The following is a 12,962-nucleotide window of genomic DNA, read 5'->3' as shown; positions in this document are numbered from 1 at the left end:
GCTCCGGGACCGCCGCCGAGGCGGCCCCGGAACCCGGCCGCTACGCCCTTGCGTCTCCTGTGTCCCGTACGGAATCGTCCGCGGAGGTCAGCAGTGACACATACGCGCCGAAGGAATCCGCGAGGCTCGCCAGCAGCCGCTTGCCCTTTTCCGCGGAACCCAGCGAAGGACGGCCTATGACACCCGAATCGGTATAGGCGGACATACCGAGAGTCAGGAGATGACGGCGGTCGTCCGCCACGAAATCGGAAGTCTCATATCCCGGTCGGATCAATTCGGGATGAGTGTGCAGAAGGATGGAGGTCTCAATTTCCCCCGCGTGCATGTCGGTGAGCAGCGAGGTCTCCACCCCCGCCCGCTCCCGTGCCGCTTCCCAGTCCTCCGGGGCCGGGAACAGCGCCATTCGCTCGCCGCGCGCGGCGGACTCCTGAACGACATTGCCCAGTACGTAGTTTCCGCCGTGCCCGTTGACCAGCACCAGGGCGTCGACGCCGGACCGGCGGAGTGAAGCCGCTATGTCCCGTATCACCGCATGAAGGGTCACGGAGGAGATGCTGACGGTCCCCGGCCAGGCCGCGTGCTCGTGCGAGCAGGAGATCGTCACGGGCGGAAGGAGGTGCACCGGGTGCGCGGCGGCTGTCTCACGAGCGATCGCGCAGGCCACGAGCGTGTCGGTGGCCAGGGGCAGGAACGGGCCGTGCTGCTCGAAGCTCCCGACGGGGAGGACCGCGACCTGTCGTGAGACGTCCGCTCCTCGCGCCCGTACGTCCTCGGTGGTGTCCGCCGGCACCAGCGAGTGTGCCGCCGGCCGCGTCTGCGAATCACTCATCTTTTCCCGGCCTTTCGTCTCTGCTTAGGAACTGAAGAATCATGACAGAAAAAATTGGCGTCCTCGGCAAGAAGTCCGCACCGCGGACGCAGCGTTCCGGCGCGGAACGTGTGGTGAATGCCCCCCTGCCCACCGTGTACGGGGAATTCCGCGCGATCGGTTACCTCGACCACGACCGCGGTGACGAGCAAGTCGCCCTCGTCTACGGCGAGATCGGCACCGAGGACGTGCTCACCCGGCTGCACTCCGAGTGCCTGACCGGCGACGCCTTCGGTTCCCAGCACTGCGAGTGCGGCGACCAGCTCGCCTCCGCGCTGCGCGCGGTCGTCGCCGAAGGAAGCGGCGTCGTCGTCTACTTGCGGGGCCACGAGGGCCGCGGCATCGGCCTGCTCGCCAAGCTGCGCGCGATGGCCCTGCAGGCGGAGGGCCTGGACACCGTCGAGGCCAACCTCGCGCTCGGCCTGCCGGTGGACGCCCGCGACTACGGCGTGGCCGCGGAGATCCTGCACGACCTGGGCGTCAACTCCGTCCGGCTGATGTCCAACAACCCGCGCAAGCGGGAAGCGTTGCTGGAGCACGGGATCAAGGTGGCCGAGCAGGTTCCGCTGCTGATCCCGCCGTGCGAGAACAACATCACGTATCTGCGGACCAAGCGGGAGCGGCTCGACCATCATCTGCCTCATCTGGATGCGGTGGCGCACTTGTCCTGATTCCCGTACGGGCCGGCTGGGAAGGGTCGCGACGCGAGTGCCGGCCCGTAGGCAGGAAGGTGAGGCCGTGAACACCGACGCCAGCGTCGTCGTCATCGGTGGCGGGGTGATGGGCACCAGCATCGCCTGTCACCTCGCCCGCGCCGGGGTACGGGACGTCGTCCTCGTCGAGCGGGACGAGCTGGCCTCCGGGTCCACCTCGAAGGCGGCGGGCGGGGTGCGGGCGCAGTTCTCCGACGAGCTCAACATCCAGCTCGGGGCGCGCAGTCTGGAGGCGTTCGGGCGGTTCGAGGAGGACACCGGGTACGACATCGGGCTGCACCGGGTCGGGTATCTGTTCCTGCTGTCGACTCCGGAGGACGTCGCCGGCTTCGAGGCGAGCGTCCGGCTGCAGAACTCCCTCGGCGTGCCCAGCCGGATGATCGACCCCGCCGAGGCGCAGCGGCTCTCTCCGCTGATCACCACCGACGGACTGCTGGCGGCCGCGTTCTCGCCGGACGACGGCCACTGCACCCCCGAATCCGTCGTCCACGGCTACGCGTCCGCCGCCCGCGCGCACGGCGCGCGGATCTTACGCCACACCGACGTCACCGGTATCGAACTGCACGGCGACCGGATCACCGCCGTGACGACGACCATCGGCCGGATCGCCACCGACACGGTGATCTGCGCGGCCGGTGCCTGGTCGCGGGCCGTCGGCGCGATGGCCGGCGTGGACCTGCCGGTGGTGCCGCTGCGCCGTCAGATCGCGGTCACCGAACCGGTCGAGGGACTGCCGCCGCACCTGCCCATGACCATCGACTTCAGCAGCAGCCTCTACTTCCACGGCGAGGGCCCCGGCCTCCTGCTCGGCATGTCCGACCCCGACGAGCGACCCGGCTTCGCCACCGACACCCACGACCGCTGGATCCCCCGTCTGGCCGCGGCCATGGAGCACCGCGCCCCCGCCCTGCTCGACCTGCGCCGCACGGCAGGGTGGGCGGGCCTGTACGAGGTCACCCCGGACCACAACGCGCTGATCGGCGAGGCGACTTCCGTATCCCGTTTCCTGTATGCGACAGGTTTCTCCGGCCATGGCTTTCTGCAGGGGCCGGCCGTCGGCGAGGTCGTCCGCGACCTGTACCTCGGCCGCGTACCCTTCGTGGACGTCAGCCCCTTGAGCGCCGGCCGGTTCGCGGCCGACGCCCCCCGCCCGGAGGCCAACCGCGTATGACCGATCTCCACCTGTGGCTGCGCCACGAGGTCCGTTCCACCGAGCGACGCACCCCGATCGTGCCGTCCGACGCGCGGCGGCTCGTCGAGAACGGGGTCACGCTGACCGTCGAGGAGTCACCGCAGCGGATCTTCCCGGTCGAGGAGTACGAGGCGGCCGGCTGCCGGGTCGCACTCGCCGACTCGTGGGTGTCGGCCCCGGCGGACGCCGTGATCCTCGGCCTGAAGGAACTCCCGGACGAACCCGCCGAGCTGACGCACCGGCACATCTACTTCGGGCACGCCTACAAGCAGCAGCCCGGCGCCGAGGACCTGCTGCGGCGGTTCGCGGCCGGGGGAGGGGCGCTGCTCGACCTGGAGTACCTGGTCGACGACAGCGGCCGCCGCCTTGCCGCCTTCGGTTTCTGGGCCGGCTACCTCGGTGCCGCCCTGGCCGTCCTCCAGCACCGGGGGAAGCTCGTCGCGCCGCTCACCCCCACGTCGAAGGAAGAGCTGGACGAGCTCCTCCGACCGGCGGCGGGGGACGAGGAGTTCACCGCGCTCGTGACAGGGGCTCTGGGCCGCAGCGGCCGGGGTGCCCGCCTCGCATTCCTGACCGCTGGCGTCGAGGCGACGCCCTGGGACCTCGCCGAGACCCGCGACCTGGACCGCGCGGCCCTGCTGGCGCACGACGTGCTGGTCAACGCCGTCCTCGCCACCACCCCCGTCCCGCCCTTCCTGCGCGAGGAGGACCTCGACGACCCGGCCCGCCGCCTGCGCACCCTCTGCGACGTCACCGTCGACGTCGGCTCCCCGCTGAACGTCCTGCCGATCTACGACCGCACCACCGAGTGGACCGACCCGGTACGCCGCCTGCGCAAGGAACCCCGGCTCGATCTGATCGCCATCGACAACCTCCCCTCCCTGCTGCCCCGAGAGTCCAGCACCGACTTCTCGTCGGCGCTGCTGCCCCAGCTGCTGGAGTTCGAGACCGGCGGGCCATGGGGGCGCTGCCTGGACCGGTTCCACCAGGCCTGCCGTGAACTCGGCTTCCCGGAAGGGCAGTTCCCCAATGACTGACAACGCCGGCAGGGTGCCCGCGAGCGGCACCGTCCACTGGGTGGGCGCCGGGCTGTCCACCGGCAGTGGTCTGACCCGGCTGTGCGACACGGCCGACCGCGTACGGCTGTGGCACCGCACCGAGGGCCGCGCCGCCGACGCCCTGGCCCGGCTGGGCCTCACCGGGCGCGCAGAGCCCCGCGCGTTCACGCTGACCGCGCTCACGGCCGAACTGGCGCCCGGCGACATCGTCGTATCGATGCTGCCCGCGCCGGAGCACGCCGGGATCCTGGCGGCCTGCGTCCGGCAGCGGGCGCACTTCGCCTGCTCCAGCTATGTGTCGCAAGCGGTCCTCGACCAGGTGGCCGCGGCCGCCGCGGCCGGGCTCGTCGTCCTCACCGAGGCGGGCCTGGACCCGGGCATCGACCACCTCTTCGCCCACTGTCTCGTCGGTCGCGCCCGCGAGAGCATCGGCGGTGACACGGCGGCCTCGTACAGCCTCACCTCGTACTGCGGTGGTGTCCCCGCGGTCCCGAACGACTTCCGGTACCGCTTCAGCTGGGCACCGGCAGGAGTGCTGGGCGCCCTGCGCTCACCGGCGCGTTACCTGATGGACGGTGCCGAGACCGTCGCCGAGCGGCCCTGGGAGGCGACCCGGCGGCATGTCGTCGACGGGGAGACGTTCGAGGTCTACCCCAACCGCGACAGCGTGCCGTTCGTCGAGCAGTACGGACTGCCGCCCGCCTGGAAGCCGCGGACCTTCGTACGCGGCACCCTGCGCCTGGAGGGCTGGCTGCGCGCCTGGAGTGCCGTCTTCGAGGAGCTGAAGACCGGTGACGACGCCCGAATCGCCGCTCTGGCAGAGGAGTTGGCGGCCGCCTACCCCACCACGGACGCCGACCGCGACCGCGTCGTCCTCGCCGTGTCGCTGGACGTGCGCGGCGGGGCCGGGCAGTCGTGGTCCGGCAGTTACCTCCTGGACCTGGTGGGGGACAGGGAGGAGAGCGCGATGGCCCGCTGTGTCTCCCGCCCCCTCGCTCTCGGCGTCCGCCACATCCTGGACGGCTCCCTGCCGGCGGGCCTGAACCGGGCCGCCGGGACGGCGGCCCGCTCGGAGGAGTGGCTTCGCGAACTCGCGCTGGAGGGGCTGGAGTTCACCTTGCGCGTCGACCAGTAGAGCCTTCAGGCCCCGGTGTCGGCCTCGTGCACGAGCCGCTTCAAGTCCTGGAACATCGTGTGCGAGGTCCTCGGCCGCACCTGCGTCATGAACTGCACCGTCAGGTCGCGGCCCGGGTCGACGAAGAACGTCGTGGTCGCCACCCCGCTCCAGCCGTATGTGCCGAGGCCGGCCGGGGCCTTGGTACGGGCCGGGTCGATCACCACGGAGACGCCGAGGCCGAAGCCGAGTCCGTCGTTGCCGGGTTCGTCATGGGCGGGACGGCTGCCGAAGGCGCGCAGGTCGGCGCCGCCCGGGAGCTGGTTGGAGGTCATCAGGTCCACGGTCGCGGGGGAGAGGAGACGGGTGCCGTCGAGTTCGCCGCGGCGGCGCAGCAACTCCATGAACCGGTGGACGTCGTGTGCGGAGGCCGCCATGCCGCCGCTGCCGGACAGGAAGCGGGGCCTGCCGCGCAGCGGAAGCCCGGGGATCGGCTCGATGCCGCCGCCCTCGGTCTCGCCGTACAACTCGGCGAGCCTTCCCGCCTGTTCGTCGCTCACGCAGAACCCGGCGTCGGTCATCCCGAGCGGCCCGAAGATCCGCTGCGCGAAGAACTCGTCGAGCGGCTGCCCGGACACGACCTCGATGACCCGGCCCAGGACGTTGGTGGCGACCGAGTAGTTCCACTGCGTCCCCGGCTCGAACTGCAGCGGCAGGCTCGCGTACACGTCGACCGTCTCGGCCAGGTCGGAGCCCGGAACCACCGCGGCCTCCAGGTTGGCGTCGCGGTAGAGGGCGTCCACGGGGTGCGTGTGGTAGAAGGCGAAGGTCAGTCCGGCGGTGTGGGTCATCAGGTGCCGGACGGTTATCGGCCCGTCGGCGGGACGGGTCACCGTGTCGGCGCCGGATCCGCTGACGTACACCCGAGGCTCGGCGAAGGCGGGCAGGTGGCGGTCGAGCGGGTCGTCGAGGGACAGCTTGCCCTCCTCCACCAGCAGCAGCGCGGCGACCGACGTCACCGGCTTGGTCATGGAGTAGATCCGCCACAGCGTGTCCGCCTCGACGGGCAGCCCGGCCGCGCGGTCGCGGTGGCCGTGCGTGGTCAGGTGCGCGACGCGTCCACCGCGGGCGACGGACACCAGGAAGCCGGGCAGCCGCCCCTCGTCGACGTAGTGGGCGAAGTACTGGTCGAGGCGGTCCAGTGCCTTCGCGTCCAGCCCGACCTCACCCGGGTCGACCTCTTGTGTCAGCAGTGCCATCGCTCTCCTCCGAATGCCTACGACGAGGGTGCGCTCCGGCATACCCCGCGGGAACGCCCTCTGACCTCATCGTCGCGCAGGAACACGTGTACGGTCCTTCGATCGGCCATGATCGTCGATTGTCCCGCCGGTCCGTCCCGGCAGGCGACGGCCCAGTACCGCACCGGCCAGGGCGAGCCCGGCGAGGACACCGAGCGGCCGCTCAGGGTCACCGCCCGCTCCCATGAGCGCGGTCGCGGCGGCGACGCCCAGCACCGGCCCGATGTTCATCGCGGTCTGCTGGAGCCCACCCGCCACCCCGGCCGAAGCGACGTCGGCCTCCCGTACGACGACATGGGTCGCCGCCACCATCACCGTGCCGAACCCGGCTCCCACCAGGGCGAACGCCAGACACAGGACCGGTATCGCCGACGCGCGGGACAGGGCGAGGACCCCCAGCGCGAGCACCGCCATCGCCGCCGCGGTCGTCCGCCGGGCACCGACGCGGCGTAGCAGCACCGCGCACGTGGGTGCCGCGAGCACCATCAGGGCGGCCAGCGGCAGGCTGACCAGCGCGCTCCGGAACGGGTCCAGGCCGAGCCCGCCCTGCAACAGGAACGTGCCGACGAAGAGGCTGCCGGACAGCGCCGCCGAAGCCGCCACCAGCATGCCGAGCGCCGAGCCCACGGCCGGTGACCCAATGACGTCCGGTGGCAGGAGGGGGCTCGCGCTACGGCGCACGTGCCGGACGAAAGCGGCCCCGGTGACCGTGGCGACCGCGGCGGTCCAGACCCACCCCGGCTGCGCGACGAGCGCGTGGACCAGGCAGGCCAGGGACACCGCGAGAAGGAGGGCGCCGGGTATGTCCAGCCGGGCGGGCGAGGCCGTGCGTGGGGGCAGTACGGCGAGGGCGAGCACGCCGAAGACGACGGCGGGCACGACATTCACCAGGAACACCACCCGCCAGCCCGGCCCCGCCACCAGCGCCCCGCCCACGACCGGCCCGGCAGCCGCCGCCACCCCGATCGCGGCCGTCCGTACGGCGATCGGCGTCCGCAGCCGGTCGGCCGGGAACACGACCCGCAGCATCCCGAGCGTGGCCGGCTGCAGCAGCGCCCCGAACACGCCCTGCGCGACCCGCAGCCCGATCACCCACTCGATACCCGGCGCCAGTGCGATGCCTGCCGACGCGACCCCGAAGCCGAGCATGCCGACACCGAAGACCCGATGGTGCCCGTACCGGTCGCCGAGCCGCCCGGCGAACACCAACAGGCTTGCCACCGCGATGAGATAGCCGGTGCTGGTCCACTGCACCTGACCGAAGGAGGCGCCGAGTTCGTGCCGCAGGGTGGGTTGGGCGACCGTCAGCACGGTGCCGTCGAGCGCGACGATCACGGCTCCGGCGACGCTGCCGGCGAGGGTGAGCCGTGGGTTCACGAGCTCTCCCGTCCGAGGTGCGCGTCCAGGGCCGAACGCAGAAGCGGTGCGAAGTCGTCGGAGTCCGTGGCGAGTTGGAGGCTTCCCCAGCCCCACAGTTGGGCGATCCCGTGCAGATTGGCCCACAGTGCGCCCGCGACGAGCCGGGCGTCGGCTTCGGGACGCACCTGGCCGACCAGGTCCACCAGACGGCCGAAGAGGGGAAGGCTGGTGTCGCGCAGACCCAGATGCCCGCTTTCCAGCAGGTCATGACGGAACATCAGCTCGTACATGCCGCGGTTGCCGAGCGCGAACTCCAAGTAGGCCCGTCCCAGCGCGGTCAGCCGGGCCCGCGGGCCCGCCGCTGCTCCGTCGCCGTCGGCGCCGTCGGCGGACGCCGCCCGGTGGGCGAGGTCCTCGAACCCCCGGCGCGCGATGGCCGAGAGCAGTTCCAGGTGGGTGGGGAAGTAGCGACGCGGGGCGCCGTGCGAGACGCCGGCCCGGCGGGCGATCTCCCGCAGGGTGAGCGCCTGGGCGCCCTCCCGGGCCACGAGATCCACACCGACGTCGACCAGTCGGGCCCGCAGCCCCGTATCGGATTCACGCACAGGCATAGACAGTGTCTACCATCTTCGCGTAGACACTGTCTACACGGGAATGCCTCGCCTGCACGCCAGGGTTGACCCAGGTATGACTGAGGACGCCACCCAGAACGCACTGCTCGCGATGCTCTCCGAGGGCCACGGCGGGGTGCTGGTCACCCTCAAGCGCGACGGCCGGCCGCAGCTGTCGAACGTCAGCCACGCCTACTACCCCGACGAGCGGATCATCCGCGTCTCGATCACCGACGACCGTGCCAAGACCCGCAACCTGCGCCGGGACCCCAGGGCGTCGTACCACGTCACGAGCCCCGACCGAAGCGCCTACGTCGTGGCCGAAGGCACGGCCGACCTCACGCCGGTCGCGAGGGACCCGTACGACGCCACGGTCGACGAACTCGTCCGCCTCTACCGGGACGTCCTGGGCGAGCACCCCGACTGGGAGGACTTCCGGGCGGCGATGGTGCGGGACGGGCGGCTGGTGCTCCGGTTGCGCGTCGAGCGGACGTACGGGATCCCGAAGGGCGCCAACCGGGGCTGATCCTCCGTCACCTTCGCTGCCTGCCGCTAGGGTTGATCCACGGCGAGCGACGCGGAGTCTTGGACGGGGGAGTGCGCGGCATGGTGGATCCGATCTCGCTGGGCGCGATCGCGGCGGTCCTCGGAGCGGTCGGATCGGGCATGGCGAACGAAGCCGGCAAGTGGGCCTGGGAGACGGCGGGTGGCCTCGTGCGCCGTATCGCGGGACGCGAGGTGGCCGCGCCCACCACACCGGGCGAACTGGACGACGTGGCCCGCCTGGTGCACGACCGCGTCCGGATGGATCCTCAACTCGCCGTCTCATGGGCGCAGTTCGCCCGAGGGGTACGGCTTCCCGGGGCGCCCGGCGCTCTCGACCGCCCGTGTCTTCCCACCGCGCCCCGCTTATTCACGGACCGTCACCAGGCCCTGAAGCTCCTCGACAAGGAAGCCACCCGGCCCTTCGAGGGACGCCCGAGGCTCGCCCTCCTCCACGGCCCCCAGGGCATCGGCACCAGCACGCTCGCCCTCCACTGGGGCTGGCGGCAGACCGCCCGCTTCCCCGACGGCCAGCTGTACGCCGACCTGGACACCCTCACCCCCGACGCGGTCCTCGGCACGCTCCTGCGCCGACTCGGGCTGCCGGACGAGGAGATACCTCCGGCCGCCACCGACCGCGCCGACCTCTTCCGGCGCTGCCTGGCCGGCCGGCGGCTGCTCCTCGTCCTCGACCACGTCCGGTCCGCGACGCAGGTGCGACCGCTGCTGACCTCGGCGCCCGACGTGTTCACGGTCGTCGTCGCCCGCCGCCTGCTCACCGGCTTCGACGCGCTGCGGATTCCCGTCGGCCCGCTGGCCCGGCGTGACGCCACGCGGCTGCTCACCGAACTGGTCGGCAAACCGGCGGTCAGCGCCGCCCGCGCCACACTGCCCGCCGTCCTCGACCGCTGCGCCGGCTCGCCCTACGCCCTGCGCGCGGCCGCACCCCGGCTGACCTCCCCGCCCGAGCGCCAGGAGGCCCCCGCCGTGCCCGACAGCGACCCGGTCCACGCCGCCGCCGACGACGCCTACCGCGCGCTCGCGCCGGACGCGGCCCTCCTCTACCGACTCGCCGGCCTGCGCGACTGGCCCGCCCTCGACGCCAAGGCCGCCGCGCGGGCCGCGGACTTCGACGAGGGGACGGCCGCCGGGCTCCTGGAGGACCTCGCCGACGCGCTGCTCGTGGAGCGCACCGAAACCGGCCGCTACCGCTACCGCCCCTCGGTCCGCACCCACGCCGAGCGCATGGCGGTCACCGCCGACGGCATCGCGGCCTGCTCGGCGGCGGTCGCCCGGGTCGTCGAGGGCTACCGCGACCTGGCCGTCGGCGCGGCCCGCGCGGCGCTGCCGGAGAGCTGGCGGGTGCCGTCCGCCGACTCACCGGTCACCTACCCGGACCGGGGCGCGGCCGTCGCCGCCCTCGCCGCGGAGGCGCCCGGCCTGGTGGAGGCGGTGCACGCGGCCGAGGAGTTCCGTGACCTGGACACCGCGCTCCTGATCTGCCAGTCCCTGTGGCCGCTCCAGCTGAAGGCCGGCCACCACGAGATCCTGCTGCCCGCGCTCCGGGCCGGCGCGCGCGTCGCCGACGAGCAGGTCCCCGGCAGTCGTACGGCCGGTGCCCTGCACGCCCAACTGGCCCACTCCCTCACCGAGTTGCGCCGCTGGGACGAGGCCGAACCCGAGGCCCTCGCCGCCGCCCGCGACGAACGCGCCGCCGGGCATGTGCGCGGCCACGCCTCCGCCGTCGAGTTCCTCGGCCTGCTGCGGCTGCGGCAGTGGCGGTTCCCCGAGGCGTACACCTGCTTCGAGGAGGCGTACGGCATCCTCGACGCCATCGGCCCCGGCGACGAGGGCGCCGCCGACCTTCCGCGCGCCCGCGCCCTGCTGGAACGCCACCGAGGCCGTGCCCTGCGCGGCCTCGGACGCCGGGCCGAGGCGACCGAGCGCCTGGAGCGCGCCCTGCGCTTCTTCCGCGACAGCGGCGAGGCCTACAACACCGCCCGCACCCTCACCGACCTCGCCGAGACCCGCCTCGACGGCGGCGAGTCCGACGCCGCGCTGCCCCTGATCGACGAGGCGCTCGCGGCGCTCGGGCGGGAGAACGCCGCGTATCACGTGGCGCGGCTGCGGGTGCTGCGGGAGCGGTGCGTCACGCCGGAGTGACCGTCGTGTTCGCTGGACGGTCGGCGCGACCGTCACATCCGATGGACGGCCGGAATGGCTGTCACGCCCGATGGACGTCCACCGGGTGGGCCGTCGCCCCTGTCCGGACGACCAGCCCCTGCCCGAACAACTCCTCCGGTGCCTTGCCCGCCGCCAGCCACGCATGCAGCGCCGAGGCGTACACCGCGGGGTCGGCGTCCGCGCCGGGCCCGGCGACCAGCCGCAGCAGCGCCCCGGCGCGGGTGCGGAGCACGCAGGCCCGGGGGCCGGTGACGTATGCGGCGAGGGCGCAGTGCGGATGCCGGTCGAGAACCTCCGTCGTCCAGTCGGCCGGGGATCCGAGGCGTGGGTCGTCGGCGGGCCCGTGCCTGAACACCACGTCGGCGATGACGAGTTGGTCGACCTCACGGGTGGCCTCGTGGACGGCCGTGTGCGCCTCGCCCGTGCCGTACGGAGCCGCGTGCGGGCCCGCGTACCGGGTGACCGCGACCTCGCCGGAGCCCAGGAGCCGGGTGTGCACCGACAGCGGCACCGAGTGCGCGGCGGGCTCGTACGCAGGCAATGGGAGGGGTTCGAGGCGGGCGGGGTCGTCGGGTTCGGGGATGCCGATCAGGTCGTAGAAGAGGCGCCGCAGACGGGTTGCCGACTCGCCGGGGACGGAGCTGACGAAGTCGGCCGGTTCGGGCGAGGGTTGGTGGTGGGCGAGGAGATCCTCGATCTGCGGGCGCAGGGGAAGCGCGGGGTCGAGGCGGGGTGCCGTGCGTACGAAGGCGTGGACCGGGGCCTCGGGGGCCAGGCCGCCCAGGGGCGCGGCACCCAGCAGGACCGGCGTACCGAGGGCGGCGGCATAGTAGGTGACCGAGCCGTGGTCGCCGATCACGGCGTCGGAGGCGATCAGTGCCTGCCGCCAGCCGTCCAACCGAGGGCGGCGGCATAGTAGGTGACCGAGCCGTGGTCGCCGATCACGGCGTCGGAGGCGATCAGTGCCTGCCGCCAGCCGTCCAAGGGGTCGATCAGGGCGAGGCCCGCGCGCCGGGCGCGGTCGAGCCAGGCGCGGAGCTGGCCGGGGCCGTGTCCGAGCCAGATGTTGGGGTGCAGCACGGCGGCGAGACGGTACTCGTCGGCGGGGAACTCCGAAGTTAGACGGGGCAGCAGGGAGGGCAGTACGTCATCGCCGCCGCCGTCGCCGAACAGCGACTCCGGGTTCCATGTGGAGTTGAGGACGATCAGGCGCTGACCCCGGCCCACACCGAGGGCGCGGCGGTAGCGCTCGCGGTACGGGCGGGCCGCCAGCATGCGGTCCCAGCACGGGTCCCCGGCGAGCACGGCTGTGGGCGCGGCCTGCGGACAGACCGTGCGCAGCCGCTCGTACTGCTCGGGATGGGAGAGGACGAGGGTGTCGACGATCGGCTTGCCGGTCTCGTCGAGCAGCCACTCCGGTGACAGCCCGAAGACCGGTTCCGACCGCCCTTGCCGCTCGCCGACCGTCGGGTGTCGGGTGTCGGGTGTCGGGTGTCGCCAGCCTCTTAGTGTATCCGACCCCGTGCGACAAGACTGTCAGTACACCGGAAAGTGCCCGGAGTTGACCGCCGAAGCTCGCCGAGACCGCCAACGCGACCGGTGTCCCGATCGCCTGCTCCCACGGCACCACGGGCACGCCCGTGTCCGCGAGCAACTCCGCGATCCCCGCCCGGAACGCCGACGACCCGGGGCAGGTGGCGAGCAACTGAACCCGGAGGTCGTCGTGGAACAGCGGGAGCACATCCAGCAGCCGGGTCGCCGAAGTCACGTTGTGGACGATCAGAAGAACCTTCCGGGTCCGCCCCCGCGTGGCCCATCGCGCCGAGTCGTCCCCGACCGGCACCCGTATCCACCCGGCCCCCGCCACGCCCTCGCCTGCCTCTCGCGCCCGCTCATGTGATCAGGCAACGATAGTCAACGGGGCCTAGTACTCCAGCAGCGTTTCGCTATCTGGCCTGGTCAGAGGCATCGTCGGGAGTGTAGTTGGCTGCTGGCATGTCAGGGGCGGTCTTGCCGGACCGC

Annotated in this window: 12 protein-coding genes; 6 read left to right on the top strand and 6 right to left on the bottom strand. The window is 72.5% G+C overall.

The genetic code is table 11. The features are described from left to right. Window positions 1–40 precede the first annotated feature (40 nt). The gene (locus IF78_RS45520; protein ID WP_078662253.1) at window positions 41–829 is read right to left on the bottom strand and encodes a creatininase family protein; all 789 of its coding nucleotides are present in this window, start codon (window positions 827–829) and stop codon (window positions 41–43) included. Between the two features lie 41 nt (window positions 830–870). On the opposite strand from IF78_RS45520, the gene ribA reads away from it, so the two are divergent. From ribA to IF78_RS0100035, 4 genes are read left to right on the top strand one after another with little or no spacing between them, the layout of a single operon-like run. Beyond that, window positions 871–1,539: a GTP cyclohydrolase II gene (gene ribA, locus IF78_RS0100050; RefSeq protein ID WP_031476002.1), complete on the top strand. Its 669-nt coding sequence runs from the start codon at window positions 871–873 to the stop codon at window positions 1,537–1,539. Next, entirely contained in the window at window positions 1,517–2,752 is a 1,236-nt protein-coding gene (locus IF78_RS0100045) for an NAD(P)/FAD-dependent oxidoreductase (protein ID WP_324617246.1), read from the top strand. The genes ribA and IF78_RS0100045 overlap by 23 nt, the downstream gene beginning before the upstream one ends. Continuing rightward, on the top strand, window positions 2,749–3,810 hold the full coding sequence (locus IF78_RS0100040) for a saccharopine dehydrogenase (protein ID WP_031476004.1): 1,062 nt from the start codon (window positions 2,749–2,751) through the stop codon (window positions 3,808–3,810). Before IF78_RS0100045 ends, IF78_RS0100040 begins: the two co-directional genes overlap by 4 nt. Beyond that, the gene (locus IF78_RS0100035; RefSeq protein WP_031476006.1) at window positions 3,803–4,966 is read left to right on the top strand and encodes a saccharopine dehydrogenase family protein; all 1,164 of its coding nucleotides are present in this window, start codon (window positions 3,803–3,805) and stop codon (window positions 4,964–4,966) included. Before IF78_RS0100040 ends, IF78_RS0100035 begins: the two co-directional genes overlap by 8 nt. Window positions 4,967–4,971: 5 nt before the next feature. Here IF78_RS0100035 and IF78_RS0100030 read toward each other — a convergent pair whose 3' ends face one another. The 3 genes from IF78_RS0100030 to IF78_RS0100020 form a co-directional block, all read right to left on the bottom strand. Next, a complete protein-coding gene (locus IF78_RS0100030; RefSeq protein WP_031476008.1) occupies window positions 4,972–6,204 on the bottom strand; it encodes a serine hydrolase domain-containing protein in 1,233 nt (410 codons plus the stop codon). A gap of 66 nt (window positions 6,205–6,270) precedes the next feature. Further along, entirely contained in the window at window positions 6,271–7,620 is a 1,350-nt protein-coding gene (locus IF78_RS0100025; RefSeq protein WP_031476010.1) for an MFS transporter, read from the bottom strand. Next, complete coding sequence (locus tag IF78_RS0100020) at window positions 7,617–8,207, bottom strand: TetR/AcrR family transcriptional regulator (protein ID WP_234439688.1); 591 nt, start codon at window positions 8,205–8,207, stop codon at window positions 7,617–7,619. Before IF78_RS0100020 ends, IF78_RS0100025 begins: the two co-directional genes overlap by 4 nt. An 82-nt stretch (window positions 8,208–8,289) precedes the next feature. Between IF78_RS0100020 and IF78_RS0100015 the strand changes: the two genes are divergently transcribed. Together IF78_RS0100015 and IF78_RS0100010 are read left to right on the top strand one after the other, a co-directional pair. After that, window positions 8,290–8,739 carry a PPOX class F420-dependent oxidoreductase gene (locus IF78_RS0100015; protein WP_031476014.1) on the top strand — a complete coding sequence of 150 codons (450 nt, stop codon included), beginning with the start codon at window positions 8,290–8,292 and terminating at the stop codon, window positions 8,737–8,739. Between the two features lie 80 nt (window positions 8,740–8,819). Further along, window positions 8,820–10,919, top strand: a complete 2,100-nt coding sequence (locus tag IF78_RS0100010) for a tetratricopeptide repeat protein (protein WP_031476016.1) — start codon at window positions 8,820–8,822, stop codon at window positions 10,917–10,919. A 61-nt stretch (window positions 10,920–10,980) separates the two neighbouring features. Here the strand turns inward: IF78_RS0100010 and IF78_RS43180 are convergent, their stop codons facing one another. Continuing rightward, window positions 10,981–11,838 carry a hypothetical protein gene (locus IF78_RS43180; protein ID WP_324617247.1) on the bottom strand — a complete coding sequence of 286 codons (858 nt, stop codon included), beginning with the start codon at window positions 11,836–11,838 and terminating at the stop codon, window positions 10,981–10,983. Continuing rightward, window positions 11,814–12,245, bottom strand: coding sequence for a hypothetical protein (locus IF78_RS50590; RefSeq protein WP_324617248.1), 432 nt, complete (start codon window positions 12,243–12,245; stop codon window positions 11,814–11,816). The genes IF78_RS43180 and IF78_RS50590 overlap by 25 nt, the downstream gene beginning before the upstream one ends. Window positions 12,246–12,962 lie beyond the last annotated feature (717 nt).

The organism is Streptomyces bicolor (assembly GCF_000719285.1).
GTDB lineage: Bacteria > Actinomycetota > Actinomycetes > Streptomycetales > Streptomycetaceae > Streptomyces > Streptomyces bicolor.
Note: the sequence above shows the minus strand (reverse complement) of the source record. Positions and strands in the feature narration are given on the sequence as shown.